Source organism: Gemmata sp. (assembly GCF_051859125.1).
Lineage (GTDB): Bacteria > Planctomycetota > Planctomycetia > Gemmatales > Gemmataceae > Gemmata.
This window is the reverse complement of record NZ_JBHYGG010000008.1, coordinates 1-26,262: the sequence shown is the minus strand read 5'-3', so window position 1 is coordinate 26,262 and position 26,262 is coordinate 1. Positions and strand designations below refer to the sequence as shown.

At 69.0% G+C, this 26,262-nt stretch carries 23 protein-coding genes; 17 read left to right on the top strand and 6 right to left on the bottom strand.

Annotation, left to right across the window (positions count from 1 at the left end; all coding sequences use genetic code 11):
- Positions 1 to 115: 115 nt before the first annotated feature.
- Entirely contained in the window at positions 116 to 985 is an 870-nt protein-coding gene (locus ACTIGN_RS01815) for a hypothetical protein (RefSeq protein ID WP_439620777.1), read from the bottom strand.
- Between the two features lie 235 nt (positions 986 to 1,220).
- On the opposite strand from ACTIGN_RS01815, the gene ACTIGN_RS01810 reads away from it, so the two are divergent.
- The 3 genes from ACTIGN_RS01810 (at position 1,221) to ACTIGN_RS01800 (ending at position 6,291) form a co-directional block, all read left to right on the top strand.
- Positions 1,221 to 3,719: a zinc-dependent metalloprotease gene (locus tag ACTIGN_RS01810; RefSeq protein ID WP_439620775.1), complete on the top strand. Its 2,499-nt coding sequence runs from the start codon at positions 1,221 to 1,223 to the stop codon at positions 3,717 to 3,719.
- A 201-nt stretch (positions 3,720 to 3,920) separates the two neighbouring features.
- Positions 3,921 to 5,969, top strand: coding sequence for an ATP-dependent zinc metalloprotease FtsH (ftsH, locus tag ACTIGN_RS01805; RefSeq protein WP_439620773.1), 2,049 nt, complete (start codon positions 3,921 to 3,923; stop codon positions 5,967 to 5,969).
- A gap of 10 nt (positions 5,970 to 5,979) precedes the next feature.
- Positions 5,980 to 6,291 carry a hypothetical protein gene (locus tag ACTIGN_RS01800; RefSeq protein WP_439620771.1) on the top strand — a complete coding sequence of 104 codons (312 nt, stop codon included), beginning with the start codon at positions 5,980 to 5,982 and terminating at the stop codon, positions 6,289 to 6,291.
- Between the two features lie 362 nt (positions 6,292 to 6,653).
- On the opposite strand, the gene ACTIGN_RS01795 is transcribed toward ACTIGN_RS01800, so the two are convergent.
- Positions 6,654 to 10,202, bottom strand: coding sequence for a tubulin-like doman-containing protein (locus ACTIGN_RS01795; protein ID WP_439620770.1), 3,549 nt, complete (start codon positions 10,200 to 10,202; stop codon positions 6,654 to 6,656).
- A 353-nt stretch (positions 10,203 to 10,555) separates the two neighbouring features.
- On the opposite strand from ACTIGN_RS01795, the gene ACTIGN_RS01790 reads away from it, so the two are divergent.
- The 3 genes from ACTIGN_RS01790 to prmC all read left to right on the top strand — a co-directional run bounded on the left by ACTIGN_RS01790 (position 10,556) and on the right by prmC (position 13,061).
- Positions 10,556 to 10,834, top strand: a complete 279-nt coding sequence (locus ACTIGN_RS01790; protein WP_439620769.1) for a type B 50S ribosomal protein L31 — start codon at positions 10,556 to 10,558, stop codon at positions 10,832 to 10,834.
- A 154-nt stretch (positions 10,835 to 10,988) separates the two neighbouring features.
- A complete protein-coding gene (gene prfA / locus ACTIGN_RS01785) occupies positions 10,989 to 12,068 on the top strand; it encodes a peptide chain release factor 1 (RefSeq protein WP_439620767.1) in 1,080 nt (359 codons plus the stop codon).
- Between the two features lie 111 nt (positions 12,069 to 12,179).
- Positions 12,180 to 13,061, top strand: coding sequence for a peptide chain release factor N(5)-glutamine methyltransferase (gene prmC / locus ACTIGN_RS01780; RefSeq protein WP_439620765.1), 882 nt, complete (start codon positions 12,180 to 12,182; stop codon positions 13,059 to 13,061).
- Between the two features lie 7 nt (positions 13,062 to 13,068).
- Here prmC and hemP read toward each other — a convergent pair whose 3' ends face one another.
- Positions 13,069 to 13,239: a hemin uptake protein HemP gene (hemP, locus tag ACTIGN_RS01775; protein ID WP_439620763.1), complete on the bottom strand. Its 171-nt coding sequence runs from the start codon at positions 13,237 to 13,239 to the stop codon at positions 13,069 to 13,071.
- Between the two features lie 442 nt (positions 13,240 to 13,681).
- On the opposite strand from hemP, the gene ACTIGN_RS01770 reads away from it, so the two are divergent.
- The 10 genes from ACTIGN_RS01770 to ACTIGN_RS01725 all read left to right on the top strand — a co-directional run bounded on the left by ACTIGN_RS01770 (position 13,682) and on the right by ACTIGN_RS01725 (position 22,740).
- A complete protein-coding gene (locus tag ACTIGN_RS01770; RefSeq protein ID WP_439620761.1) occupies positions 13,682 to 14,641 on the top strand; it encodes a DUF1559 family PulG-like putative transporter in 960 nt (319 codons plus the stop codon).
- Positions 14,642 to 14,674: 33 nt separating this feature from the next.
- On the top strand, positions 14,675 to 14,953 hold the full coding sequence (locus ACTIGN_RS01765) for a hypothetical protein (RefSeq protein ID WP_439620760.1): 279 nt from the start codon (positions 14,675 to 14,677) through the stop codon (positions 14,951 to 14,953).
- A gap of 36 nt (positions 14,954 to 14,989) precedes the next feature.
- Positions 14,990 to 16,036, top strand: a complete 1,047-nt coding sequence (locus ACTIGN_RS01760; protein ID WP_439620758.1) for a Kelch repeat-containing protein — start codon at positions 14,990 to 14,992, stop codon at positions 16,034 to 16,036.
- 95 nt (positions 16,037 to 16,131) lie between these two features.
- Complete coding sequence (locus tag ACTIGN_RS01755; RefSeq protein ID WP_439620757.1) at positions 16,132 to 16,809, top strand: DUF4198 domain-containing protein; 678 nt, start codon at positions 16,132 to 16,134, stop codon at positions 16,807 to 16,809.
- A 236-nt stretch (positions 16,810 to 17,045) separates the two neighbouring features.
- On the top strand, positions 17,046 to 18,080 hold the full coding sequence (locus tag ACTIGN_RS01750) for a DUF1559 family PulG-like putative transporter (protein ID WP_439620755.1): 1,035 nt from the start codon (positions 17,046 to 17,048) through the stop codon (positions 18,078 to 18,080).
- A 202-nt stretch (positions 18,081 to 18,282) separates the two neighbouring features.
- The gene (locus tag ACTIGN_RS01745) at positions 18,283 to 19,311 is read left to right on the top strand and encodes a PepSY domain-containing protein (RefSeq protein ID WP_439620754.1); all 1,029 of its coding nucleotides are present in this window, start codon (positions 18,283 to 18,285) and stop codon (positions 19,309 to 19,311) included.
- 71 nt (positions 19,312 to 19,382) lie between these two features.
- Positions 19,383 to 20,081 (top strand): pirin family protein, encoded by a 699-nt coding sequence (locus tag ACTIGN_RS01740; RefSeq protein ID WP_439620753.1) that lies wholly within the window; start codon positions 19,383 to 19,385, stop codon positions 20,079 to 20,081.
- A 269-nt stretch (positions 20,082 to 20,350) separates the two neighbouring features.
- Positions 20,351 to 21,382 (top strand): DUF1559 domain-containing protein, encoded by a 1,032-nt coding sequence (locus ACTIGN_RS01735; RefSeq protein ID WP_439620751.1) that lies wholly within the window; start codon positions 20,351 to 20,353, stop codon positions 21,380 to 21,382.
- Positions 21,383 to 21,395: 13 nt separating this feature from the next.
- Entirely contained in the window at positions 21,396 to 21,836 is a 441-nt protein-coding gene (locus ACTIGN_RS01730) for a hypothetical protein (protein WP_439620749.1), read from the top strand.
- 94 nt (positions 21,837 to 21,930) lie between these two features.
- A complete protein-coding gene (locus tag ACTIGN_RS01725; RefSeq protein WP_439620748.1) occupies positions 21,931 to 22,740 on the top strand; it encodes an isochorismatase family protein in 810 nt (269 codons plus the stop codon).
- 94 nt (positions 22,741 to 22,834) lie between these two features.
- On the opposite strand, the gene ACTIGN_RS01720 is transcribed toward ACTIGN_RS01725, so the two are convergent.
- Both ACTIGN_RS01720 and ACTIGN_RS01715 read right to left on the bottom strand, forming a co-directional pair.
- Positions 22,835 to 23,542 (bottom strand): hypothetical protein, encoded by a 708-nt coding sequence (locus tag ACTIGN_RS01720; RefSeq protein ID WP_439620746.1) that lies wholly within the window; start codon positions 23,540 to 23,542, stop codon positions 22,835 to 22,837.
- A 268-nt stretch (positions 23,543 to 23,810) separates the two neighbouring features.
- On the bottom strand, positions 23,811 to 24,620 hold the full coding sequence (locus tag ACTIGN_RS01715; RefSeq protein WP_439620745.1) for a YceH family protein: 810 nt from the start codon (positions 24,618 to 24,620) through the stop codon (positions 23,811 to 23,813).
- 177 nt (positions 24,621 to 24,797) lie between these two features.
- On the opposite strand from ACTIGN_RS01715, the gene ACTIGN_RS01710 reads away from it, so the two are divergent.
- Positions 24,798 to 25,574 carry an SDR family NAD(P)-dependent oxidoreductase gene (locus tag ACTIGN_RS01710; protein WP_439620743.1) on the top strand — a complete coding sequence of 259 codons (777 nt, stop codon included), beginning with the start codon at positions 24,798 to 24,800 and terminating at the stop codon, positions 25,572 to 25,574.
- A gap of 66 nt (positions 25,575 to 25,640) precedes the next feature.
- On the opposite strand, the gene ACTIGN_RS01705 is transcribed toward ACTIGN_RS01710, so the two are convergent.
- Positions 25,641 to 26,048 carry an FHA domain-containing protein gene (locus ACTIGN_RS01705; protein WP_439620741.1) on the bottom strand — a complete coding sequence of 136 codons (408 nt, stop codon included), beginning with the start codon at positions 26,046 to 26,048 and terminating at the stop codon, positions 25,641 to 25,643.
- Between the last annotated feature and the right edge of the window lie 214 nt (positions 26,049 to 26,262).

The following is a 26,262-nucleotide window of genomic DNA, read 5'->3' as shown; positions in this document are numbered from 1 at the left end:
GCGGCGCAAGGGCTGGCATCCTACCCACAACCACCGCTATCGTGAAGAACCTCTAGTGCGTAGCCCAGGGTGCGAACCCTGGGGTTCCTGGGTGCGAACCCTGGGGCCGGGGTTTCTATTTCCCGCATTCGGTTGCGGTGCTCGTCCACCGGGCGGGCGGGTCCCAGCACGGGGCGAGCTTCAGGTGCCGGTTCAGGTACGGGTTCGGCGAGTGGTCCATGAACAGGTCGCGGGGGTACGTCGCCGACGGCCGCGTCGTGCACGGGTTCATCAGGCCGGCGTACACGCACGCCTCGCACACCAGCTCGCTGCAGAAGTAGCTCTCGCGGTCCAGCCCCTGCGGCTTGCCGACGAACGCCGTGCGGAGCGGGCCGCGGGACCGGATCGGGGTGAGTTGCCGGGCCAGCCGGCCGAGCGCGAACTTCCGCAGGTTCGTCGCGAGCGCGAACTCGGTGAGCCGGGCCGACTCCTCGGGGGTCAGCGGCACCGCCCGGCGGCGTACCCACACCCGGCCCTCGGCCTCGTAGCTGAGCATGTGCGGGAGCGCCTCCAGCGTGCGGCACTTCAGGGTGTCGTGCGGCCCCGCTTCGAGGATGCCCATCGACCCGTCCGGGTACGCGAACACGATCATCGAGTGCGTCGGGTGGCTCGTCCCCGCGAGGTTGTGCATGAGCTTCCAGAACACGGACCCGTCGGCCGACAGCACGATGTCGCCGGGCTGCGGGACGTACTCGCGGGCCGGCCCGCGTAGCGCGAAGTCGAGTTCGTAGCTCGGCTGCCAGAGGAACGACGCGCACGGGGCCGGCCTCCCCGCCCCCGGCAGCGCGAGGTCGGCGACCTTCGCGATCATCCGCTGCTTCGGCGTGAGGACCGACGGGAGCCGCTTCTCCGCGACGTAGGGCGGCGTCAGCGGCGGCGCGTCGGGGTACGGGTACGGGGCGGGGTCGGCACCGAGCGTGAGCGCCGCGAGACAGAGGGGCAACATCCGCGAACTCCGTGAATCAGGCGCAGGGTGGCTTCGTCTCTTATCGGGTACCCGCGGCTCAAGCGTCATTCGGTTGCGGCGGAACCGGGCGGCTCGGGGTCGGGTCGCGCCGCGGGTGCCGGTTGCGCCGGCGGGGCCGCCGGAACTTCCCCGCGACGGTCCCCACCCGCCTTGCGCACGCGGTACAATGCACCCAGTTGCTCCAACTTGACTCCCAACATCCACCGGTGTTCACATGCGAACCCGCCTGTTGCTTTGCGCGGCTGCCGTCGTCGCATCGCTCGCCCTCGCGCCGCACGCCCGCACGCAGGAGGGCTTCTTTCCGAAGGCGAAGGGCGCGGCCCCGGGCACGCCCAAGGCCGGCGAGTTGAAGAAGTACGACGACGTCATCACCAAGGACTTCACCACGCAGCCGGGGCTGTTCGCCGTCCACCGGCACGACGACAAGGTGTACTTCGAGATCGCGCAGGAGAAGCTCGGCCGGCTGTTCCTGTGGCAGGCCGAGGTCGCGAAGGGGCCGGGCGGCGGGAGCTGGGGCGGCGCGTCCCTGGGCAACGCGGTCCTCAAGTTCGAGCGCCGCGGCAACAAGATGTACGTGTGGAAGGTCGGGTTCTCGAAGCGGTCCGACGGGAAGGCCGTGCAGCACGCCGTTGAGGCGTCCGCGACCGACGCCATCATCGCGGTGTTCACCGTGGAGTGCGAGGGGAAGGACCGGGCGGCCGTCATCAACGTGTCCGACCTGTTCATCAACGGGCTCTCGGACCTGCCCATCGCCCGCGCCAGCGGCGGCGGCGGGAGCGTCGACGCGAGCCGCTCGTACCTCGCGGAACTTAAGGCGTTCCCGGCCAACGTCGAGGCCCGGTCGCTCCTCACGTTCCGCGGCGGCGGCGCGTTCGGTGCGGGCGGCCCCGGCGGCCCCGGGGGTCCCGGCGGGGCCAGCCGGAGCGTCACGGCGCTCGTCCACCAGAGCCTCGCGATCCTGCCCGAGGCGCCGATGACCGGCCGCCTGTTCGACCCCCGGGTCGGGTACTTCACCGAGGAGTTCACCGACTACGCGCACCCGCGGCAGTGGGCCGTCAACAAGGAGTACATCACCCGGTACCGGTTGGAGAAGAAGGACCCGGCCAAGGACGTCAGCGAGCCGGTGAAGCCGATCACGTTCTACCTGTCGAAGGAGATCCCCGAGAAGTGGCGGCCGTTCTTGAAGAAGGGCGTCGAGGACTGGCAGCCGGCGTTCGAGAAGGCCGGGTTCAAGAACGCGATCGTCTGCCGGGACGCCCCGACCCGCGCCGAGGACCCGAACTGGGACCCCGAGGACGCCCGGTACAGCGTGATCCGGTGGGTCGCCGAGCCGGTCGCCAACGCGATGGGGCCGCACGTCCACGACCCGCGGTCGGGCGAGATCATCTCGGCCCACATCATCTTCTGGCACGACGTGGTGAAGCTCGCGCAACTCTGGTACTTCGTGCAGTGCTCGGCGACCGACCCCCGCGCCCGCAAGCTCCCGATGCCCGACGAACTTACCGGCGAGCTGCTCCGGTACATCTGCGCCCACGAGGTCGGCCACACGCTCGGCCTGCGGCACAACCACCGGGCCAGCCAGGCGTACTCGGTGAGCCAGCTCCGCGACCCGAAGTTCGCCGCCGAGAACGGCAGCGTCGGCTCGATCATGTCCTACGGCCGGTACAACTACGTCGCGCAGCCCGAGGACAAGCTCGACGTCAAGAACCTGATCCCGAGGCTCGCGCCGTACGACTTCTTCGCCATCGAGTGGGGGTACAAGCAGATCCCCGGGATGAAGACCGCCGAGGACGAGAAGAAGACCCTCGACGAGTGGGCCAGCAAGCAGATCGACAACCCGTTCCTGCGGTTCGGCGGCGAGGACGGGCCGAGCACCGTGGACCCGACCGTGCTCACCGAGAACATCGGCTCCGACCCGGTCCTGGCGACCGGCCTGGGCCTCAAGAACGTCGACCGCACCCTCGAGTTCCTCGTCGCCGCGACGACCGAGAAGGGCGAGGACTTCGCGCTCCTGGAGGAGGTGTACGGCGAGATCATGAGCCACCGCGCGCGGTGGTTCAACGCGGTCGCCAAGCAGGTCGCCGGGGTGATCGAGTACCGCACCCTCGGGGGCCGCGGCACCGAGACGTTCGTCCGCGTCCCCAAGGACAAGCAGAAGGAGGCGGTGAAGTTCCTGCTCGACAACGCCTTCACCACGCCGACGAAGCTGCTCAACCCCGCGGTCGTGAACCAGTTCAAGTTCTCCGGCGCGACCGCGGCCATCACCGCCCAGCAGCGGGGCATCCTCTCGACGCTCCTCAGCCCGGCCCGCATGAGCCGGCTGTTCGACGCCGAGGTGCTGCTCGGCGACAAGGCGTACACGCCGGTCGAGTTGGTGGACGACCTCCAGGGCGGCATCTTCTCGGAACTCAAGGCCGAGGCCCCGAAGGTCGACCCGATCCGCCGCCAGCTCCAGCGGGCGTACGTGGACGTGCTGAGGAACGAGTTCACGCCCTCGACCCCCGGGCAGGTGAGCGGCATCCCGGTGCCGCGGGGGATCGGCGACCTCGCCGCCCGCACGACCGAACTCCGGGGCGTGGCCCGCGTGGCGCTGGCGCGGCTGGAGAAGGAGATCGCGACGGCGAAGGGGAAGGCGAAGGACCCCGCGACCCTGGGCCACCTCGAGGACCTCCAGGCCGAGATCAGGGACGTGCTCCACAGCGACAAGAAGTGACCCGCGTCGCGTTCGCGTGACACCCGAAGCAGCCGCGCGTGGCACTGGTTGGCACGCGCGGCTCTCTCATTTCTCGACCGGCCGGCGACCTGGTGCGCCACCGGTTCTCCGGTTGGGTAGAATGCATAAGAAGTGCGGGGTGCCGGTGCCGTGCCCGCGGCGCCGGCCGCCCCAATTTTATTGTCTCGCACGGAGACTCAGATGGCCGACAACTCCCCCGCGTCGCCCCAGCCGGGACCGGGCGGCAATAGTAAAAAAGCCAGTCCGCTGCTCCCGGGCGGGTGGATCGCCCTGGTTGTCCTCACCGTCCTCGCCGTCCTGTACTTCGTCTCCGGGCAGGCCCGCGAGATCACCTACTCGGAGTTCTCGCAGCTCATCGAGACCGGGCAGGTGAAGAAGGCGGTGTTCATCGGGAGCGACCGCGTCGAGGGCGAGGTCCGCGACCCGAACTCGGACGCCGTCAAGAACTACAAGCTCACCGGCGGGCGGTTCGTCGTCAACATGCCGCACACCAACGACCAGCCCGCCCTCATCCGCGACTGGGAGACCAAGGACCAGGCGGCCCGCAAGAAGGCCCCCACCGACCCCGACCCCGACAAGATCAGCATCAGCAAACGCGAGGACCCCGCGTGGATCGCCCCGTTCGTCCTGAACCTCATCGTCATCGGCATCCTGATCGCCATCCTCGTGTTCGTGTTCCTGCCGAAGATGCGAGACCCGATGGGCGGCGGGTTCATGAACAGTTACACCCGCAGCCCTGCCAAGCGGTACGAGAAGGGGAAGGGCAAGATCACGTTCGCCGACGTGGCCGGGATGGAGACCGCCAAGGGCGAACTCGCCGAGATCGTGGACTACCTCACCGACCCGGCCAAGTTCTCTCGCCTGGGCGCCCGCGTGCCCAAGGGCGTGCTGTTGTTCGGTCCCCCTGGCACCGGCAAGACGCTCATGGCCAAGGCCGTCGCCGGTGAGGCGAACGTGCCGTTCTTCGCCATCAGTGGCAGCGAGTTCATCCAGATGTTCGTCGGCGTCGGGGCCAGCCGCGTGCGCGACATGTTCCGCACCGCGAAGGAGCACTCGCCGTGCGTCGTGTTCATCGACGAGATCGACGCCGTCGGCCGCATGCGCGGCGCGGGGTACGGCGGCGGGTCCGACGAGCGCGAGCAGACGCTCAACCAGATCCTCAGTGAGATGGACGGGTTCCAGCCGTCCGAGACCGTCATCGTCGTCGCCGCGACCAACCGGCCCGACGTGCTCGACTCGGCGCTGCTCCGCCCCGGCCGGTTCGACCGGCACATCACCGTGGACCGCCCGACCTGGAAGGGCCGGCTCGAAATTCTCAAGGTCCACACGCGGAACAAGCCGCTGTCCGACGCGGTGGACCTGGAGCGGATCGCCCGCAACATGGTCGGCATGAGCGGGGCCGAGTTGCAGAACCTGTGCAACGAGGCCGCGCTCCAGGCGACCCGCGCCGGCCGCAGCAGCCTCGAACAGATCGACTTCGACCGCGCCGCGGACCGGGTCCGCCTCGGCGCGATGCGCGAGGAGCCGTACGGCGAGAACGAGAAGCGGCGGACCGCGTACCACGAGGCCGGGCACGCCCTGTGCGCGTTCCTCATGCCGTCCGGGGCGCACGCCCTCGACCGCGTGTCGATCATCCCCCGCGGCCGCACCGGCGGCGTCACCATGTTCCAGCAGGACGAGGACCGGGTCGACCACGCCGAGAGCGAACTCGTCGCCATGCTGGTGATGAGCATGGGCGGCCGCGCCGCGGACCGGCTCGTGATCGGCGAGCCGCTCTCGGGGGCCGTCGGCGACCTGAAGCAGGCGACCCGGATCGCCCGCACGATGGTCACCCAGTTGGGCATGAGCGAGAAGCTCGGGCCGGTGTACTACCAGCAGGGCGAGGACCACGTCTTCCTGGGCAAGGAGATCGTCGAGTCGCGGACGTTCAGCGAGGGCACGGCCAAGCTCATCGACGAGGAGATCCAGCGGCTCCTCACCGACGCCGAGGCCCGCGCCGCAGAACTGGTGAAGACGCACCGCGACAAGCTCGACCGGCTCGCCGAGGCGCTCCTGCTGCACGAGGAGATCGACCGCGAGGAGGTCGCGAAGCTCATGGCCGGCGTCCCGGTCGCCGAACTGCGGAAGGAGACGAAGCCGCGGAAGGTCGAGGACGCGCCGGCGGTCGTGGTGCCGGAGCCCGAACCGGTTCCGCCCGCGGCCCCGGGGCTGGCCTTCGGCGGCGCGTGAGGACCCGGGAATGGCGCGTGAAGTGAACGAACGCGGCGGGCCGACGGCGGGGAACTCCCGGCTGCCGGCCCGCACGTTTTACGGCGTCATCGTCGCCGGGGTGGTGTTCGGTGTGTGCCTGTGCGGCTCCGCCGCGTGGGCGTACCTCCAGGCCGGGGACCGCGACCCGACCTCGCGCCGCATCTGGGGCGACGTGGCCCGCGACTTCGTGGTCCCGATCGCGGTGATGATGGGCGCGACGTTCGGCGGGCTCACGGGCTTCGCCGCCGCAGTCGCGTTGGACCGGCGAGCGACACGTCGAGTCGCGACCGACCGGAGGTGAGCGGCTGCTCAACAAGTGGTGAGGACGGGAACAAGTGGTTCCCCCTCACCCGCCGCGAAGCGCGGCGACCTCTCCCCCGAAACCGGGGCGAGGTGGAGCCCGTGCTTCTGGTGGCACAGGCCTTTGGCCTGTGCAGGCGATCACAGGCCAGAGGCCTTTGCCACCAATCCGGCACCCCACTTCGCCCCCGGTCTCGGGGGCCAGGTCGCGACGAGGCTCTGCGAGTCGCGGGTGAGGGGGTTGAGACGCGAGACGCCACCAATTACTCGGCCGAATTCCGCTACCGATTCTACGACCGGCGGACGGAACCCGGTGTTCGGTCGGAGCAGTCTCCCCGACGGTTGAATTGCTTTCGTGAGTCCTCACCCCGTGATCGGGAGCCACTCGGTCACGTCGTGCCGCGAGTGCGGCGAGTTCTGCGGGTCCTCGATCGCGGCGTAGTACGAGTCCTGGCAGTCGGCGAGCAACTCGGCGAGTTCCGCCACCGTCAGCGCCCCGTGCTCGCGGCAGAACATCAGGTCCGTCGCCGACCCGTTGACCGGGAGGGTCGTCGCCCCGTGGAGCGTCTGCTTCACCAGGGCCGCGTAGTCCTTCCCCTGCTTACTGTCCGGGACGAGGACGAACGTGTTCTCGTCGGCCTGCGGCGCGCCGACCGGCGGGGCCGCGAGCCGGTGGTACTCCCGGACCCGGTCCGCCGGGTCGGTCCGCTTGGCCTTCGCGGCCGACGCCTCGATGTCCGTCACGTCCGTCTCGGGGAGCAGGTCGCCGAGGAACGCCGTGGTCTGCTCGACGAGCGGGTTCACGAGGGTCCGCATCATGTCGGCGTTCAGCTCGCACAGCGAGATGAGCCCGCCGCGGGGCTCCAGCACGAGCTTCTGGACGGCCGTTTCGAGCCGCTGCATGTCCGCGTGCCGCAGCCCCTGGACGATCTTCTTGGCCGAGCGGTCGATGTGCGTCTCGCCGTTCGGGAGGACCACCTGGAGGGTGTTGGTCGGGTGGATGGTCCGCTGGAGCGCCTCCTCGCTGGTCGAGTACGGGGTGTCGTCCCCGATCGGCATGGTGCGGAGCGGGTCCTCGAGCACCTTGAGGAGCTGGTCGAGCCGGGCCCGGCAGCTCCCCATCTCGCGGACCTTGTCCTCGACGCGGAGCCGGAGGGTGCGGTAGAACCGGATCGTGGCGTCGCCCATGTCCTCCTGGAGCCGGAGCCGGGCGAACACCCGGAGCTGCTCCAGGAAGTGCTTCATGCTCCGGGTCGGGCGGTTCCCGAAGAAGCTGAACGCGCGGCTCCCGGCCTGGCAGGCGTCGAACGCGGCCTGCACGTCGTTGCGGGCCTGGCGGGTCTTCGAGCCGATCGGCTCGGCCTTCTTCTCGACGACCGCGGCGGCCTCCACGCACCACCGGGACAGCTTCTTGAGGGCCGCCTCGAACAGGCCGAGCCGGCGGCCCGGGATCGCCTCCAGGGGCCGGCACGCGGCCGCGAACTCGTTGGCCCACACCTCGGCGGCCCGCTTGATCGCGTCCTCGAGAACCTTGCTGAGCCGGCTCCGGGACACGGTGCTGTCGTTCTCGTTCGTGGGCCGCGAGCCGATCAGGTCGCGGGCCTGGTCCCACACGCTCCGCGACCACTTGGACGCCTCGGAGCTGCGGGCCGTCGGGCTGATCTGGGCCTCGAGCCCGGTGAGCCACCGCTCGATCTGCTCGCCGGCCGCGCCGTCCGGGCCCCGCATGAACTCCTGGTCGAGCTGGTACTGCACGCTCTCGGCCCGGAGCCGCTCGTCGGCGGTCACCTGCGCGACGACGGCCTCGACCTCGGGCACGTCGCCGGACGGGGGCTGGTCCCGCCACGCCTTGAGGAGCGTCAGGGCGATCCGCTGCGCGGCGGTGCGGAGCATGAGCCCGCGCGGGAACCACACGCCGTAGGTGCCGAACGTGCGGAACGGGGTCCGCTCGTAGGCCGGGGGCTTGAGCCGGACCTTCTCCAGCGCCTTGCCCAGCGGGGTCGTCATGTCGTGGGCGACGTACCCGGCGAGGTGCGAGACGACGTCGCGGAACGCCTCGACCGAGCGGGCCTTCATGGTCAACAGGTACGTCGCGGAGAACGGGAGCCCCTGGCCCTCGACCTTCGGCCCCTCGGGGCCGCCGTAGTGGGCCGTGAACGTCACCTCGGGGTCGGCGTAGTGGTTGAGTTCGGTGACCCCGGCGTACAGGTTGGCGAGTTCCTGCTCGGACGTGTTCGGGTCCTTCGGCGAGCTGGCGAACACGAACGCGGTGATGGCCGGCTTCTGGCTCGGCATGAGCCGCCCGAGCACCCGCTTGACCGCGTACCCCAGGTCCATGAGCATCCCGCCGGACCCGCCGGCGGCGCTGGCGAACACGTACACCTGCGGGACCTTGTCCCGGGGCATGAGTCCGCTCTGGTCGCACGACGCGCTGATCGACTCCGGGTGGGTGGCGACCTGGAGGTCGCGCCGCAGCCGGGTCACGAACCGCAGGTAGTTGTCGCAGAACGCGAGCCGGCCCAGGGCCCGCGACCCGCCCGCGTGGAGGCTCCGGGGGATCGAGTACAGCTTCTCCCGCGGGAGCCAGTCGAGGATCTGGTCGAGCTGCTTGCGGCGGTACTGGTTGACCGGCTGGAGCGGCACCTGGAACACGTCGTCGGCGTCGAGGGCCACGTCGGGCGGGGCGCTGATCGCCTTGTTGAGCGCGTCCGGGTCGCAGTCGACGTACAGGAACCGGTAGCTCGGCACCTGGGTGGCGTCGCCGACGCGGTCGGTGAGCCGGCACCGGAGCTCCTGGAGCGCGCGGCGGCCGAAGCTGCCGATGCCGATGAGCACCGTGGGCCGCAGCACGCCCGGGTCCCGCCGCGACGCGGTCGTGGTCCCGAGCAGGTGGCTCTCGTTGATGTCGAGGTCGGGCTTCGACTTCAGGCGGATCTTGCTGGCGGCGATTGCGGTCGCGCCGCGGGCCGGGCGGGGCGCGGGCGGGGTCAGGTCCACGTCGTGGGCGGTGCGGGCGGCCTTGGACCACGCGGACGGGTCCGTCACCCCCTGCCCGCCGCCGGCGCTCCCCCCGCCACTCCCGTTGCTGTCGCTCCGCCCGGCCAGGGCGCGGATGAAGCTCACGCACGACGGGAACCGGTCGTCCGGGTTCTTCGACAGCGCGCGGCCCACGATCGGCCGGTCCGCCTCGGGGAGCATCGACAGGTCCGGCGGCTCCGTCATGTGCTGGAGCGCGAGCTGCCGGATGTTCTTCCCGGCGAACGGCCGCAGCCCGGTGAGCAGCTCGATGTACACGATCGCGAGGCTGTACTGGTCCGAGTGCTTGCTGATCTTGTTCGAGAACGTCTCGGGGGCCGCGTAGATCGGCGTCACCCCGCCCATCAGGCCCGACGAGCTCGACCGCTCCAGCGTCTTCACCAGCCCGAAGTCGGCGACCTTCACCCGGTCGGCGAGCATGAACAGGTTGCGGGGCTTGACGTCGAGGTGCTGGAGGTTGTGCTTCTCAATCAGGTGGTCGAGGCCGATGGCCGCGTCGTCGAGGAGGCCCAGGAGGATGTCGCGGGGGATGCCGGGGCGGCCCGAGTCCTGGTACTCGACGAGGCACTCGTGCAGGTTCTTGTCGGCCAGCTCCATCACGATCAGTAGCTCGCCGCCGACGTCCTGGATCTGCTCGATCGACAGGACGAACGGGTGGCGGACCTGCTTGACCCGCTCCAGCGCCTTCATCTCCTGAACGGCGCGGACGTCGTCGCCGTCGAGCGCGTTCAGGTTCCCGTAGACGAACTTGATGGCCTTCAGGATGCCGCCGGGGGCGGTACACTTCCAGACCTCGCCGAACCCGCCGGTGCCGATCGGTTCCAGCAGGCGGTAGCCGGGAAGGGGTTCGCCGTCCGGTTCGCGGAGCCAGTTCATGGAGCGCAAACCTCACCCCGGCGGTGTGGACGGGAGCCACCGGGACCGTGTACCAAGAAGATGACACCCGAACCGTAAGTCATGTCTGGCAGGAAGTCCAGTCCCGGCACACCACTGCGGCGGGAGGAGGAACGTGCGCTGTCGGAATAACCTACGCCCCGCACCCGCCCACCGGGTCCGTTCGGCCGTGCCGGACGCACCGAACGCGACCGAACCCGCCAAGTCGGTGTAGCTTACGGCAGGGCCGCGGCCGTGTGAAGTAATTTCTGGCACCGATTCGCCGTTGTCGGCGGGGCCGGCCGGCCCTAATCTGATAGCCTTTGCCGAAATTCTGCCACGCCGGAGACGTTCCCATGAAGAAGGGCATCCACCCCACCTACCGCGAAGTCGTGTTCCAGGACGCGGCCGCGAACTTCAGCTTCCTCACCCGGTCGAGCGTCGAGACCGACGACACCATCCAGTGGACCGACGGCAAGGAGTACCCGCTGTACAAGCTGGAAATCTCCAGCGCCAGCCACCCGTTCTTCACCGGGAAGATGAAGCTCCTCGACACCACCGGCCGCGTCCAGAAGTTCCAGGACAAGTACAAGAACACGAAGTACGCCACCAAGGCCGACGGGGCCGCGACGTGAGCGTCGGAGAGTGTTGGGTGTTGAGAGTGTTTGGAGTGTTCCGATGAGCCGCTCGATCGCCACTGCTTTTCGTTAGCGCCCCTGACGGGGCGAGCGGCCCGGTCCGAACCGAACTCCCGAACACTCTCCAACACTCCCAACACTCGGGTCCGCCATGTTCGCCGCTCTCGACCAGAAGCTCGCGCACTACCGCGACCTCGAACAGCAACTCTACGACCCCGCGGTCGCCGCCAACCCGTCGCGGTCCAACGCGATCGCCAAGGAGCGCGGCGCGCTCGCCAAGCTCATCGAGCCGTACCTCGAACTCCTCAAGCTCGACGAGTCCATCAGGGAGGCCGAGGCGCTCGCCGCCGGCCCCGACGCCGACATGCGTTCGATGGCCGAGGAGGAACTCGCGGCGCTGCGGCCGAAGCGCGCCGTCCTCCACGCCAAGATCGAGGACCAGTTCCTCGTCGACCCGTCCGAGGACTTCTCGAAGCTCATCGTCGAGATCCGGGCCGGCACCGGCGGCGACGAGGCGGCGCTGTTCGCCGGGAACCTCTACGAGATGTACTCCCGGTACGCCCGCACGAAGGGGTGGACCGTCGAGGAGATCGGCCACAGCCCCGGCGAGGCCGGCGGGTTCAAGGAAATCACGTTCGGCGTGTCCGGCGACGACGTGTACCAGATGCTGCGGTACGAGTCGGGCGGGCACCGCGTCCAGCGCGTCCCGGCGACCGAGACGCAGGGCCGCATCCACACCTCCCTCGCCACCGTGGCGGTCCTGCCCGAGCCCGACGAGGTGCAGGTGGCGATCAACATGAACGACATCGAGTGGGAGACGATGCGGGCCGGCGGGGCCGGGGGCCAGCACGTCAACAAGACCGAATCGGCCGTCCGCATCTGGTACCGGAAGAACACGCCGGACCAGATCGAGGTGAAGTGCCAGGACGGGCGGAGCCAGCACAAGAACCGCGAGCAGGCGATGCGGGTGCTCCGGACCCGGATCTTCGAGCGGCAGCAGGAGAAGCTCCACCGCGAGCGGGCCGCGATGCGGAAGAACCAGATCGGCGGCGGCGACCGCAACGAGCGGATCCGCACCTACAACTTCCCGCAGAACCGCTGCACCGACCACCGCATCGAGTTCACCGTGTACCACCTCGACGCGGTCATGGCCGGCGGGCTCGACGAGATGATCCAGCCGATGCGGGACCACGTCAAGCGCGAGCGGCTCGCCGCCGCGACCACGGGGTAAGCAACCGCCCTGTCGCCCCGTCGGAACTCCCCGCATAATACCCGCGTACCAGGGGCTCACGCCCCTGGCTATCGACTGCCGCCCTTCGGGGCTCCGAACCGGAACGGATTCATGGCCGACGCACCGCAGATCCCGACCGTCTGGACGAACCGGGCGCTGCTGAACTGGACGACCGAGTACCTCGCCAAGAAGGGGATCGAGAGCCCCAAGGTCGACGCCCAGGTGCTCCTCGCGCACGTCCTCGGGTGCAAGAAGGTCGATCTCCTCGTCAACTTCGACCAGCAGCCCCCCGAGGCCGACCGCAACCGGTTCAAGGAACTGATCCAGCGGCGGATCGCCGGGTGGCCGGTCGCGTACCTCGTCGGCGCCCGCGACTTCTACCTGCTCACGTTCGAGGTGACGCCGGCGGTGCTGATCCCGCGGCCCGAGACGGAGACGCTTGTCGCCGAGGCGCTGGCGTTCCTCAAGCCGAAGACCGCCCCGGCGGTTCTCGACGTCGGCACCGGCTCCGGGTGCATCGGCGTGAGCATCGCGCACCAGAAGAAGGACGCGCACGCCACCGCGATCGACGTTTCGCCCGACGCTCTGGAAGTAGCGAAGCGGAACGCGGCGAAGGCCGGGGTCGCCGACCGCATGACGTTCTTGCAAGGGGACCTGTTCGGCCCGCTGCCGGCCGGTGCGACGTTCGACCTGATCGCGAGCAACCCGCCGTACATCGCGGCCGGTGAGTTCGCGGGGCTCCAAGCCGAGGTGCGGGACCACGAGCCGCGCGCCGCCCTCGACGGCGGGGCCGACGGCCTCGCGTTCTACCGCCGCATCGCGGCCGCCGTCGGGCCGTTCCTGAAGCCGGGCGGGAAGCTGTTGTTGGAGGTCGGCTCGACGCAGGACGAGGCGGTGCGTGGCCTGCTCGCGGCGCAACCCGACCTGGAGGTCGGCCCGACGCTCAAGGACGACGCGAAGCACCCTCGCGTCGTGACGGCGAAGAAGAGATGAGCCGCAGTCACTTCTGCAAGATGAGCTTGCCGCGGCGGGTGATCCGCAGCCGGTAGCGCACGCCCTCGTGCTCGATCCAGATCTCGCGGTCCGCGCCGAACAGTTCCTCAGCCCGCACCACCTTGCGGGGCTCGTCGCTCGTCGCCTCCGCGGGCTCGTCTGGCTCGTGTTCGCTCATCGGGCGATCCCTTCTAGCCTTGGTTGAACCGGTGAGACCGGGTTGCAACACTGCCCCACAAATTGCACTGGTACGGAAACCGGAGTGAAACGGGACGATTTCGTTCGGTCTGCTTGACAGTACCGCATACGCAGATAATGTAAAGGCACTAGATGAGATTTTGTCTCACCTAGATCCCTCCGCTAGCTTCCGTCCGGTCCGGCTGCCGCCAGCCGATCCCTCCGTACGCGACGCGGTCGGTGAGTTTCCCGAATCGCCGGGGGCTTACGGGCTGCGCCGCGACTCCGTTTCGCACACGCGCCCGTCTTCCCACCGTGTTTCGGGGCACCGCGTAGCCCGCGGCACGCTCGCGCTTTCACCCACATACTTCACCCTCCGACGGAGGGGGCGTGGAAGGTGCGCGCCGCGGTTCCGACCCCAACAGCCTGAGGAGACCGCCGTGATGCCCAACGAGTCCCAAGTCCGGCCCCGCCGCGGGTTCACCCTGATCGAATTGCTGGTGGTGATCGCGATCATCGCCGTGCTGATCGGGCTCCTGCTGCCCGCGGTCCAGAAGGTCCGCGAGGCGGCCGCCCGCCTCAAGTGCCAGAACAATCTCAAGCAACTCGCACTCGCCTGTCACGGTTACCACGACGCGACCGAGAAGTTGCCGTACGCGACCAGGAACTACGCCCCCGGATCGGCGACCGGCACCTATGACAGCGGCTTCATTCTCATCCTCCCGTACATCGAACAAGATGTGGTTGCCCGTCAGTGGCAGCCCAACTACCCAACGGGCAGCACGGTGACCAACGCGGCGGGATACAGCAATGCCCAGCTCCAGAAAATGCCGCTCCAGACGTTCAGTTGCCCCTCCATGATTCCGCCGAGCGCCACAAGCGGCGGCTCACTCGGCACCGCTCCGAACACCCGGGCCCCGTCCAGTTATCTTTTCTCGATCGGAACCCCAACGGCCAATCAGGTGCGGTACGGGGCCTGGGTGAGTGCGGCCTGTGACGGGGTCGCCCTGCCCATCCGGAACGGCGCGTACGACCCGGCCACCAACCCGAACCAACCCGACGTGGCCGGGAACACGCAGTTGCGGATCACCGACGTGACCGACGGGTCCTCGAACACGATACTCATGGGCGAGGGCGACTTCATGCCCGCGGGGGTGCCCTCGAACTACGGACCGGTCTGGGCGTACGCCTACTTCTACAACTGGACCGGGACCGCCGGTGGCATCAACAAGCGCGACGGGAGCGGCGACGCGAACTACGGTGCCTTCCGCAGCGGTCACACCGGCGGCGCGAACTTCGCGCTGACGGACGGGTCGATCCAATTCATCCGCGACTCGATCGACCCGACGACCTTCACGTACCTCGGCACCCGTGCCGGGGGCGAAGTCATCCCGGCGTACTAACCCCCGAGCTTCCCTACTTGCACGAGTGCTGCGATGCGACTGATGAGTGTCTTCGTGTCCCTGGCCGTAACGGTGGTGCTCGCGGGGTGCGGCGAGCAACCGGTTCCGCCCGCGTCAACTCAGGATCCGGGCGCGCCCCTGACTCTTGGGGAGTGGAAGAGCCTTCCGGCGGACAAGAAGTACGACGGGATGTCCCTGGAGCGGCTCAAAGACACCGAGCCGAAGTTTCAGGACTCCCGCGAGTGGGACCGGTTCATGCGCACCGTTGTGAATCCCGGCAAGAAGAGAGAGCTCGCTGCCGCGAAATCTTGACCTGATCCTTCCCCCTACCAACTGCAGGCTAAACTCATGCTCCGCAAACTGACTCGGATCGCGTTCCTGTCTCTGTTCCTCGCCGCAACGACGACTGCGGCTGAGCCAACCACCACCAAAGCCCCGGCACTGCCGCCGCTGCCGAGGGCCGTCGCCAGCCACGGGGCGGTCGCGTGCGACGGGTACGTCTACGTCTACGGCGGGCACGCCGGGAAGACGCACAGCTACGACACCGAGAGCGTCCTCGGCACGTTCCACCGGCTCAAGATCGACGGCGGCACCAAGTGGGAGGAGCTCCCCGGCGGCCCGATCGCACAGGGCATGAACCTCGTCGCCCACGGGGGCAAGGTGTACCGCGTCGGCGGGATGCAGCCGCGGAACAAGCCCGGCGACCCGGCCGACAACTTCTCGCTCGTCGAGTGCGCCCGGTTCGACCCGAAGGTCGGCAAGTGGGAGGAGCTGCCGCCGCTGCCCGCGGGCCGGTCGTCGCACGACGTGGTCGTCGTCGGCGACAAGCTCGTGGTGGTCGGCGGGTGGCAGATGAAGGGCAAGGGCGAGAAGGCCGGGTGGCACGAGACGGTCGAGACCCTCGACCTCGGCTCGCCGTCGCCGAAGTGGCAGGCGGTCCCGCAGCCGTTCAAGCGGCGGGCGCTGACGGCGACGGTGGTGGGGTCCAAGGTGTACGTCCTCGGCGGGCTCGGGGCCGACGGCAAGGCGATCGAGATCTTCGACGTCGAGACGGGCAAGTGGGCGACCGGCCCGGCCCTGCCGGACGTGGCCGCCGAGGGCGCGGCCCGCGCGATGGCGTTCTCGCCCGCCGCGGGGACCGTGAACGGCCGCGTCGTGGTGAACACCGCCGCCGGGAGCGTGTACCGGATGACCGCCGACGGCTCCGCGTGGGAGAAGGTCGGCGCGGCGGCCAACCCGCGGGTCGTGGCCCGGCTCATCCCGGTCGGCCCGGCGGAGGTGCTGCTGATCGGCGGCGCGTCCCGGAGCGCGAGCGGCAACGTCGCCGAGGTCGAGCGGCTGACGCTGGCCGAGAAGGGCGAGCCGGTCGCGGCCCCCGCCCCCAAGAAGGACTGATCGCATTCGGCGGCGAAAGCCGCCGGGTCAGCCGGGCGGGTAGAACGCCCGCCCGGCTTCGTTTTCACACCAAGCTCCATCACACCAGGTGAATTATGCTCCGTTTTGCGAGTGTCGCGCTGTTCCTCGCCGCCGCGACGGCGGCCGCCCAGGCGCACTTCGTGTTCGTGATCCCCGATGCCAAGGACCCTGGCAAGGCGACCGTCGTGTTCAGCGACGACCTCGGCGTCGATGACGCGGTGACGATGGACAAGATCAGCGGCCTGAAGCTCCAGGTCCGCGACGCCGGCGGCAAGGCGACCGACGCGAAGCTCGAAGTGGGCAAGCACAGCATCGCCGCCGCGGTGCCGGGCACCGGGCCGCGGGTCGTGTTCGGGTCCGTCAACTACGGGGTGATGCAGAAGGGCGACGCGAAGCCGTACCTGCTGGCGTACCACCCGAAGGCGGTCGTGGGCGAGGTCCCCGCCGACGGCGGCAAGGTCGGCGGCGCGGCCCCGGAACTGGTCCCCGTGGCGGCCGGCAGCAAGGTGAAGTTCCTGTTCCTGGTCGCCGGCAAGCCGACGGCCGACGCCGAGGTCACCGTGATGCTCCCGGACGGCAAGAAGGAGAAGGTGAAGACCGACAGCCAGGGGCTGACGCAGGAGTTCGCCGGGGCCGGGCGGTACGGCGCGTGGACCCGCACGACCGAGGCGAAGGGCGGCGAGCACGGCGGCAAGAAGTACGAGGAGGAGCGGCACTACGCGACCCTCGTGGTCGATGTCGCCGCGAAGTGACCATTCGCGAAAAAATGAGGGAACTGTTGACGCGGCGCCGCTGTCCAAATATCGTTACGCCAAGCTCCTGAGATCGAATCTCACCAAACACGCGGGTCCGGGGGGAATTGTTCGCCCCGGACCTCTTCCAAGAGCCTGCTCCGCCAACGCTCGGGATCGCAACCGGCACCCGCTGGTTGCTCACCATCCGTAGCAACGCGGCTCGTGACAGCGCACCTACCGTCCCGAGGGCTCCCATGCGCCGCTCCGCGTTCACGCTCATCGAGTTGCTGGTGGTGATCGCCATCATCGCCGTGCTGATCGGGCTCCTGCTGCCTGCGGTGCAGAAGGTCCGCGAGGCCGCCGCCCGCATCAAGTGCGGCAACAACATGAAGCAGATCGGCCTCGGGATGATGCAATACGAGCACGTCAACGGTTACTTCCCGTACTCCCGAACGGGGTCGTTGTGGCGAATTCTTCCCTATGTAGAGCAAGCCACGCTGGCACAGGGATTCGACACAGCCACACACTCGAGTGGTCTCTACGGATTCAACGGTCAGCTCGGCGATTCTGGCTGGTCTGCCGATCTGCGAGCCTCGTTCAATACCTCGCTCGCGGTGTTCCGGTGCCCGAGTACGCCGGGCGACCGAACCGTTGTGGTGTCGGGAGTCAGCGCACAGGCGAGTGATTACACGACGCCCCGAATCCCGGCCCTGCGACCGGTCGGCCACCCGCTCTGGTACCAGGAGGGCGAGCCGCAGATGAACTTCAACACTGCGATGAGCCCGCCGGACTCACGAAGCACCGACCCCCGCCGACGTGGTGCCGCCTACGCCGCCATAACGGATGGTTACAGCAACACCATGCTCTTCTACGAATGTGCTGGGTCCCCAAACTTATACGTCAGGGGGAAGCAGGTGACTGGCACGGTTTCACTCGCGTGGGCCGGAGCGGGTGACGGGGTGAAGATGCGAGCGTATCGGAGAGACAACGAGACCGCGGCGACCAGCCCGACGAACAGTGGTCGCGGCGTCGCCGGTAGCCCAACACCACCAATCGCACCGACGAATTCGGCACTGGGTGCAGCCTGGGAAGCCGCAATCGAGGACGCTCCGGGGACCTACGCATTCATCAACCACACTAACAGCGGGCAGCCTTACAGCTTCCACAATGGGGGAGTTAACCTCAATCTGGCAGACGGCTCGACTCGGTTCGTGCGCGACTCGATCTCGCTGGACACGTTTCTGAACCTGATGTTGCGGGACGATGGCCAAGTACTCGGCGACTTTTAGGGCGACCGGACAGAGCCTCGGGCACCTGCGGTACCAGGCACACGTCGTGTGCCTGGTACCGCAGGTGCCGACATCCTTAACCCTACCCGAACTGCGAGATTGTGACACGCTTTGCACCCCAAACCGAGCGACTGCTGTGGACTCCATGCTCCCGTTGAAGACAGATTCACCTGGGGAGATGCCTGGCGAAGCGCCTGCGCCCGTGCCGCACCGCCGCCCGCTCCACAAGCGGGTGATGCACGTCGTCCGCCGCGGGCACCTCTACTTCGGGTTGCTCCTGCTCCCGTGGGCCATCCTGTATGGGGTCACGGGGTTCCTGTTCAACCACCCCACCGCGTTCGCGGACGCGCCGACCGCGGCGTTCGGCCGGCCCGAACTCAGCGGCACGCCGATGGAGAGTGTGCCCTCTCCTGCCGAGGTCGCGAATCAGGTCGTCACGGCGCTGCGGTCGCGGGCGAACCCGCCCGTGGGCTACGAACTCGTTCAGCCCGAGAGGGCGAAGTACACCCGCGAGGCAGCGTTCGCCACGGTGAAGGCCGACGGCCGCGAACTGAACGTGCTCGTCGAGGTCGGCGGCAACGGTGGCACCGTGCGGAGCCGCCCGACCCCGCAGACCGCCCCGGCTCCCGTTGAGAAGGCCCCATTCGCGATCGGCGGCGGTGGTCCGAAGGGCGGCGGCCGCGGCCCCGGCGGCGAGAAGGGTGGTCGCCCGGGTGGGGGCGAGAAGGGGCCGCGGCCGACCGCACCCGCCGACACGCTTTCGCTGGAGTTGCCCCTCCACGACCGCGTGAAGGCCGCGGTGCCGACCGTCCTCGAGCGCACCGGGTTCCCGAGCGGCGAGGTCACGGTCACCAGCGTCCCGGACCTGACGTTCCTCATGACCGACGGCACGAAGACCTGGCTCGTCACCTACAACGCCCAGGTGGGCACCGTGAGCGGCCGCCCCGCGGACGACGCGCCTCCGGCCGACGACCTATCCACGCGGCGGTTCCTCACGCGGATGCACACCACGCACGGGTACCCCGGCGAGCCGAACGCGAAGTGGTACTGGGCCGTCGTCGTGGACGCGATGGCGTTCGTGATGGTGTTCTGGGGCGTGTCCGGCATCTTCATGTGGTGGCAGATCAAGGCGACGCGGCTGGTCGGCTTCCTCGTCCTCGTGTTGAGCGTCGGGGCCGCGGTGTGGCTCGGCTCCGGGATGCACGAGGTGCTGAGCGCCTCCGCCCGGTGAAAGCGCCCCTCCGCGAACTGGTATCTCCTGGTGCCGCCAATGGACCTCGGCGGCACTTACAGGGTTTACCAATGCTGACGATTCGCAAGGGGGCCGACCGCGGCGTCTCCGACTTCGGCTGGCTCGACAGCCGGCACACGTTCTCGTTCGGCGACTACGTCGACCCGAAGCACCACCAGTTCCGCACGCTGCGGGTCATCAACGACGACCGGGTCGCGCCCGGCGGCGGGTTCCCCACGCACCCGCACCGCGACATGGAGATCCTCACCTGCGTGCTGAGCGGGCAACTCGAGCACCGCGACAGCATGGGCAACGGCGAGGTGATTCACGCGGGCGAGTGGCAGGTGATGACGGCCGGGACCGGGGTCACGCACAGCGAGTTCAACCCGTCCGACACGGAGCCGGTCCACCTGCTCCAGATCTGGCTGTTCCCGGACCGCCGCGGGCACACGCCGGGCTACGGCCAGCGGCTGTTCACCGACGCGGAGAAGGCGGGCACGTGGCGGCTCGTGGCGTCCCCGGACGCCGCCGACGGCGCGCTGCCGATCCACCAGGACGCCCGCGTGTACCAGACGAAGCTGGCGGCGGGCCAGGCGGTCGCCCACGAGTTGCGGCCGGGCCGGGCGGCGTTCGTCCACGTCGCGACCGGGGCGGCCACGGTCAACGGGCACAAGCTCGTCGCGGGCGACGCCGCGGCCGTTGAGGAGGAAACTACGGTGACCGTGACCGGTGACGAGACGGCCGAAGTGTTGCTCTTCGACCTGAAGTGATTGTTCGCCACGGAGCGGGGCCGCAACCAGCTATTCGGTAGCCGGTTGCGGCCCCGCTCCGTTTAGTTTCCGGCCCGTTTGCTCTCGCCTACCGGAAAATTGCACTCACTCATCTCGCTCCCGGAACGTTTCTTAATCGCATTTAGTAAACACAATTAAGAAATCCTCTTGCCGCTCTGCCCAAGTCCTGGTATTTTCACTTCCAGCTCATGTTCTTCGGGCTTTCGCCCTGACCGTTTCGTTCTCGGTCCTTATCTCCGAGGTCACACATGCGAGGGCTTCTCCCCCATCGGCGTGCCTTCACGCTCATCGAATTACTGGTCGTGATCGCGATCATCGCGATCCTCATTGGTCTGCTCCTGCCGGCGGTGCAGAAGGTCCGCGAGGCGGCCGCACGCATCAAGTGCTCGAACAACCTTAAACAGCTCGGCATCGCCTGCCACGCGTACCACGACGCCCTCGGGGCGATGCCGTACGGCCGCAAGTACGACATGTGGGACACGTACACCTGGACGCAGCAGGTTCTGCCGTACATCGAGCAAGGGAACGTCTACAACGGGTACGTCACCCTGAACCAGACGCCGTTCGCGGCGTCGTACCCCGGTCCGAACGGCCCGATCGGCAACAACGCCACGCAGCGGGCGGCCCGGCACGCCGTGCTCACCACGTTAATCTGCCCCAGCGACGGCGGCCCGTACGAGAACGAGACGGGCTCGACCGACTACGGGTTCGTCCGCGGGAGCTACCGGGCCTGCACCGGCTCGGGTGACATGTACGGTGCGGCCACCGACTCAACGGCCGGCCCGTGGGGGATCGGCACCTTCGGCGTGCGCGCCGGGCAGAGCGTCGATGCGGGCGCCGGGGTGCGGTCGGCCGGGGCGAAGATGACCGAACTCAGCGACGGCACGTCGAACACGCTCATGCTCGCCGAGGGGATCAGCCCGAGCGTCACCGGGTGGGGCGGGCCGCTCGGCGGCGTCATCTACGGGAACATGGGCGGCGGGCTGTTCTCCGCGACCCTTACGCCGAACTCGTCGTCCCCGGACCGCGTCGTCGGCCCGTGCCCGGCGAGCCAGGGGGACGCCGCGTACAAGCCGGCGTGCCTGTCGCTGGGCGGCAACGCCTGGTGGACCCCGTCGGCCGCGGGGGCGCACGCGGCCGCCCGGAGCAAGCACACCGGGGGCGTGAACGCGGCGATGGCCGACGGGAGCATCCGGTTCTTCACAGACTCGACCGACGCGACCGCGTGGCGGGCGATGGGCACCCGCGCCGGCGGCGAGGTCGTCACCAATAACCCGTAACCGGAGGCCGCACATGAGACGCGCGTTAGCGATCGTGCCGGCCGTAATCGGGCTCCTCTCCGCGGGGTGCGGGGGCGGGGCGGCGAGCGTGTCCGGGCTCGTGAGTTTCGAGGACCAGCCGGTGGCGAACGGCTACGTCACGTTCGCACCGGCCGACGGCAAGGGGCCGGTGGTCGGCGGGGCGGTGACCAACGGCCGGTACACCGTTGCAAACGTCCCGCCGGGGCCGAAGCTGGTCAAGGTCGAGGCGAGTAGTGGGGCGGGGCCGTCGGTCCAGACGAGCGAGGACGCGGCCCGGGTGTCGAAGGAGCTGAAGGGGAAGTACGGGGCCGACGGCATCATCCGCACCGAGACCGTGCCCCCCGACGCGGCCGGGAACAACCAGGCGGTCGAGGTGCGGGCCGGGCCGCAGACGCTCGACCTCGCACTGAAGAAGCCCGCCAATAGGAAGTGACCGACACGCGGCCGGGAGAAATCCCGGCCGCGTCCGTTGTGTGGTGCCGCAACCACGGGTCTAATCGGGGCCCCCACCCTCCCCGGAGTTCCCCATGAAGTACGCACTGTGCGCCGGCGTCCTGCTCGCCGGGTTCGCGCTCGCAGCGTCGGCCGAGTCGAAGGGCACCATTGAGGTCGCCGCTCAGAAGCGGGAGGCCGACCCGAGCGGCGGCCCCGCGAAGTTGGTCGCCGTGACGGCCGCCATCGACCCCGCGAAGACCGCCGTGATCGTCTGCGACATGTGGGACGACCACTGGTGCAAGGCGGCCGCGAAGCGGTGCGCGGAGATGACGAAGGAGATGGAGCCAGTGCTGAAGGCGTGTCGCGCCGCGGGCATGACGATCGTCCACTGCCCGTCCGACACGATGGGCTTCTACAAGGACCACCCGGCCCGCAAGCGGATGCTGGCGGTGAAGCCGGTCGCGCCGCCGAAGGGCAAGGAGCTCCCGAACCCGCCGCTGCCCGTGGACGACTCCGACGGCGGGTGCGACGACGAGAGGCCGGCCAAGACGTTCCGGGCCTGGACCCGGCAGCACGAGGCGCTCACGGTCGACGCCGACAAGGACTACGTCACCGACAGCGGGGCCGAGGTGTTCTCGCTCATGGCGGAGAAGGGGCTCACGACGCTGATCGTAATGGGGGTCCACACGAACATGTGCATCCTGAACCGCACGTTCGCGATCAAGCAGATGGTGAAGTGGGGCAAGGACGTGTACCTCGCCCGCGACCTGACCGACGCGATGTACAACCCGAAGATGAAGCCGATGGTGACGCACCAGAAGGGGACGGACCTCATCATCGAGTTCATCGAGGCGAACTGGTGCCCGACGATCGAGGGCAAGGCGCTGCTCCCGCGGAAGTGAAGGGCGGGTCGCGTCTGCCCCAGAGGCGGTTGGAGGCAGGCAAGAATGCCTGCCCCACCCCGGGCCACTCATCCACGCGGGCCTATCTGACGCCTCACGGCACGGTCAGGATCGCCTCCAGCACCCAGCACCCGCGGGCGTGCTGGGTGGCCCGCCGCAGGTGGTCGAGGACGTCGTCGCGGTCGCACCCCGCGTCCTGGAGCGCGTCGGCCAGGATCGGCATGGTGGAGAAGTCGGTGGTCGCGTGGGCGTGCCGGGCCAGGTTCACGACCGTGTCGGTCCGCCAGTTCGGGTGCAACGGTGCGGTCCACCGGAACGGGTTGCCGAACACCTCCCGGAGGAGGTGCGGCGAGTGCAACTCGGGCGGGATGTGGAAGAAGTACGGCGTGTTCCCCTCGAACGGCGCGTACGCGAGGTGCGAGAAGCCGCGCCACACCCCGGGGTCGAAGTCGGTCGCGACCCGCACCTCGTCGCGGGTCGCGTGGCCGAGCGCGACGAGTTCGCGCCCGATGTCGTTGACGTCGTCGACCCCCCCGCGGCACAGGACCAGCGCCTCGGCGAGCGGGTACACCTCGTCCCGAAGTTCTCGCTTGGTCTTCGCCTCGCAGTACGCCACCTCGGCAACGCGAACGACGGCCCGGCACACGCCCGGCAGGACGTCCCACGCCCGGCGGGCGCACGCCAGCAGGTACAGGCGCGATCTCCGGGTCTGGGGCTCGATGCTGTCCATCCCGCGAACCGGGTAGAGCGCTTCGAGCATCGCGTGCGGGTCGGTCGAGGTCTGCCAGTCGCGCGGTGTCATGGATTTTCGGTGCGAGCGTTGTTCGGGTGCGGCGGGCACGTCCCGCTACCCCCTGAGTCGCGAACGCGGCCCCAAACATCTCACGCGATTTCGCTTTCCCGCAATCTCGGTAGCGGAAACCTCGACACCACCACAGACCAAACCCCGTTGAAGCGCTTCCTCGGGGGGCGCCGCGTCTGGTCCGAGCCCGAGCGCCGAGCGAGGGGTGAACATGAACCCTCGCTCGGCGCTCGGGCTCGGACCAGACGCGAACCCACAGAACTTCGCATCACGCCGCCGGCGGGGCGGGGTGCTTCCGCGGGTCACCGAGGGCCGCTTCCAGCGCCGCGACCCGCGCCTTCAGCGCGTCGATCTCCTCGACGGCACCCGCGAGCTTCGCTTCCAGCGCCGCGACCGCCTCCGACGACCCACCGGACCGCGACGGCGGCGCGGCCCCCCCGATGTCCGCGAGCGCGGCCGACGCGGGCGAACTCGCGAAGTGCGCCTTCAACTTTGCGAGTTCGTCGGGGTGGTGGAACCCGTGCGTGACGACCGCCCCGCGGCGGTCCGGGTCGGTGAGGTACACCGCGAGCCGCCTCGCCGCGAGGACTTTGATGATCTCCTCCAGCGCCTCCAGCGTGTCGATCGGGTCCATGCGGCTGGCCCGCACGCGGAGGTCGCCCTTGGTCTGCGGGCCGCGGAGGAGGAGTTCCGCGAGCACGGCCATCTCGGCCCCGTTGCGGGTCCAGTGGTCGTACAGGTTGTGCCGGAACCGCTCGACCCGGCCGCCGGTGATGCGGGCCGCGAGCCCCCGCTTCTGGAGCGGGAGCATCGCCTGATCGACGTCGTCGTCGCTCAGGTCCATGACCGGGTCGCGGTTCGACTTCTGGTTGCACCCGGTCCACAGCGCGTTGAGCGACAGCGGGTACGAGTCGGCCGACTTCGAGGTCTTCTGCTTCTCGACGAGCACGCCGAGGATGCGCCGCTCGAGCGGCGTCAGCGGCTCCCACACCGGGGCCGGCGGTGCGGCGGCCGCCGGCTGTGCCGGAGTCGCGGTCGGTTGGGGCTGTGCGGGCGCTGGGTTCGCGTCGGCCGACATGGGAGAGGCTCCATCGAGCGAGAGTGCCGGGGTTCCACCCGCGGCGTTTGTTGTAGCGACGGCCCGAACGCCCGGCGCGGGTCAGAGCACCACGGCACTCCCGAACCGCTCGCGGGGGCAGCGAGCGCAATATCCTCAAGCGTGTGACGCACCAGTGTAACCCACCGGGGATGTGCCGTGGACCTCGGATTGCGCGACAGCGTGGCGGTGGTGGTCGGCGGGGCGAGCGGGATCGGCCGGGCGATCGGCGGCGCGTTCGAGGCCGAGGGCGCGAGAGTGGCGAGTATCGACCTGCGATTCCCCGACGCGGGGCAGGGCGGCCGGTTCGTCGCGGACGTCACCGACTACGCCGCGGTGCGGGCCGCCGAGGCCGGCGTGCGGGCGGAGTTCGGGCGGGTCGATCACCTCGTGTTCGCCGCGGGGATCGGCTCGGGGAAGTTCGGGTTCCCGTTCTGGAACCTCGACCCGTCGGACTGGGACCGCGTGCTGCGGGTCAATCTCATCGGAGCGGTGAACGTCGCGCACGCATTCGCGCCGGGGTTCGCGGCGCAGAAGTGCGGGACCGTGCTGTTCCTCGCGTCGGTCGCCGGGCAGATCGGCAGCCAGACCGACCCGCCGTACAGCGCGTCGAAGGCCGGGCTCATCAACTTCGCACAGTGTGCGGCGAAGGACCTCGCCCCTTTCGGGGTGCGGGTGAACACGCTGAACCCCGGCATGGTGCAGACGCCGCTGAACCGCTCGGTGTGGAAGGCGTGGGCCGACCAGCAGCCGCCGGAGGCGTGGAAGGACTACGAGGCGTGGGCCGGCGAGAAGGTGTCGAAGATCGTGCCGCTCGGCCGCTGGCAGACGCCCGACGACATCGCCGCGATGGCGGTGTTCCTGGCGAGCGACCGCGCCGCAAACGTGACCGGCCAGACGGTCAACGTGGACGGCGGCTACGTGATGCACTGGTGAGGTTCACCCCGAAACGGAACCGCCTCCCGGAAGGGAGGCGGTGAGGTCCGGGCGAGCGGTCCGGGTTCAACGGCGGCGGGGCTGCCGGGGCGGGCGGGCGAGGCCGGCCTTCTCGAGCAGCGACTGCCCGAACATGTCCTCCTCTTCGGCGAACACGTCCTCGATCGTGCTGCCGGCGGGCAACTCGTACTGAATCGTGAACTTGTGGTCGGCGATGCTGACCTCGTCGCCGGGCCGCAGCGGGCGCTTCAGGGTCCGCTCGCCGTTCACCTTCACGCCGTTGGTGCTGCCCAGGTCGCGGACGTGCCACACGCCCTCCTTCAGGGCGAGTTCGCAGTGCGAGCCGGAGATGTTTTGGAACTTCAGGCAGATGTCGCACGACTCGCGCCGGCCGATCGTCATGACGTCGCTGAGCAGCGGGATGGCATCGCCACCCCCAACCGGCACCAGTTCACCGAGGGTTGATTCGCTCATGGGAGGAAGTCCAGTTCGGGGGATGATCGAATGAGTGCCCGCTCACTCCTTTGAGCCCAAACAACTCGGGGAGTTCCACTGGCGGCGTAGAATTCACACTCCCGGCTCCAGTATAAACGATCACGCCTGTCCGCACAGGACAACAAAATGGGCTCCGTTGGGCAAAAGATGGCCGCTCGGCAAATCGGAGGGCTCAGCCCGGCTGGAGGTATCC

Excerpts from the sequence above, each read along its gene's own strand:
- ACTIGN_RS01770 (WP_439620761.1), top strand. The coding sequence starts at position 13,682 with ATGCCCAACGAGTCCCAAGTCCGGCCCCGCCGCGGGTTCACCCTGATC.
- ACTIGN_RS01800 (WP_439620771.1), top strand. The coding sequence starts at position 5,980 with ATGGCGCGTGAAGTGAACGAACGCGGCGGGCCGACGGCGGGGAACTCC.
- ACTIGN_RS01735 (WP_439620751.1), top strand. The coding sequence starts at position 20,351 with ATGCGAGGGCTTCTCCCCCATCGGCGTGCCTTCACGCTCATCGAATTA.
- ACTIGN_RS01795 (WP_439620770.1), bottom strand. The coding sequence starts at position 10,202 with ATGAACTGGCTCCGCGAACCGGACGGCGAACCCCTTCCCGGCTACCGC.
- ACTIGN_RS01750 (WP_439620755.1), top strand. The coding sequence starts at position 17,046 with ATGCGCCGCTCCGCGTTCACGCTCATCGAGTTGCTGGTGGTGATCGCC.
- ACTIGN_RS01720 (WP_439620746.1), bottom strand. The coding sequence starts at position 23,542 with ATGACACCGCGCGACTGGCAGACCTCGACCGACCCGCACGCGATGCTC.
- ACTIGN_RS01705 (WP_439620741.1), bottom strand. The coding sequence starts at position 26,048 with ATGAGCGAATCAACCCTCGGTGAACTGGTGCCGGTTGGGGGTGGCGAT.
- ACTIGN_RS01730 (WP_439620749.1), top strand. The coding sequence starts at position 21,396 with ATGAGACGCGCGTTAGCGATCGTGCCGGCCGTAATCGGGCTCCTCTCC.
- ACTIGN_RS01765 (WP_439620760.1), top strand. The coding sequence starts at position 14,675 with ATGCGACTGATGAGTGTCTTCGTGTCCCTGGCCGTAACGGTGGTGCTC.
- ACTIGN_RS01790 (WP_439620769.1), top strand. The coding sequence starts at position 10,556 with ATGAAGAAGGGCATCCACCCCACCTACCGCGAAGTCGTGTTCCAGGAC.
- ACTIGN_RS01760 (WP_439620758.1), top strand. The coding sequence starts at position 14,990 with ATGCTCCGCAAACTGACTCGGATCGCGTTCCTGTCTCTGTTCCTCGCC.
- ACTIGN_RS01810 (WP_439620775.1), top strand. The coding sequence starts at position 1,221 with ATGCGAACCCGCCTGTTGCTTTGCGCGGCTGCCGTCGTCGCATCGCTC.
- ACTIGN_RS01755 (WP_439620757.1), top strand. The coding sequence starts at position 16,132 with ATGCTCCGTTTTGCGAGTGTCGCGCTGTTCCTCGCCGCCGCGACGGCG.
- prmC (WP_439620765.1), top strand. The coding sequence starts at position 12,180 with ATGGCCGACGCACCGCAGATCCCGACCGTCTGGACGAACCGGGCGCTG.
- hemP (WP_439620763.1), bottom strand. The coding sequence starts at position 13,239 with ATGAGCGAACACGAGCCAGACGAGCCCGCGGAGGCGACGAGCGACGAG.
- ftsH (WP_439620773.1), top strand. The coding sequence starts at position 3,921 with ATGGCCGACAACTCCCCCGCGTCGCCCCAGCCGGGACCGGGCGGCAAT.
- ACTIGN_RS01715 (WP_439620745.1), bottom strand. The coding sequence starts at position 24,620 with ATGTCGGCCGACGCGAACCCAGCGCCCGCACAGCCCCAACCGACCGCG.
- ACTIGN_RS01815 (WP_439620777.1), bottom strand. The coding sequence starts at position 985 with ATGTTGCCCCTCTGTCTCGCGGCGCTCACGCTCGGTGCCGACCCCGCC.
- ACTIGN_RS01725 (WP_439620748.1), top strand. The coding sequence starts at position 21,931 with ATGAAGTACGCACTGTGCGCCGGCGTCCTGCTCGCCGGGTTCGCGCTC.
- ACTIGN_RS01740 (WP_439620753.1), top strand. The coding sequence starts at position 19,383 with ATGCTGACGATTCGCAAGGGGGCCGACCGCGGCGTCTCCGACTTCGGC.
- prfA (WP_439620767.1), top strand. The coding sequence starts at position 10,989 with ATGTTCGCCGCTCTCGACCAGAAGCTCGCGCACTACCGCGACCTCGAA.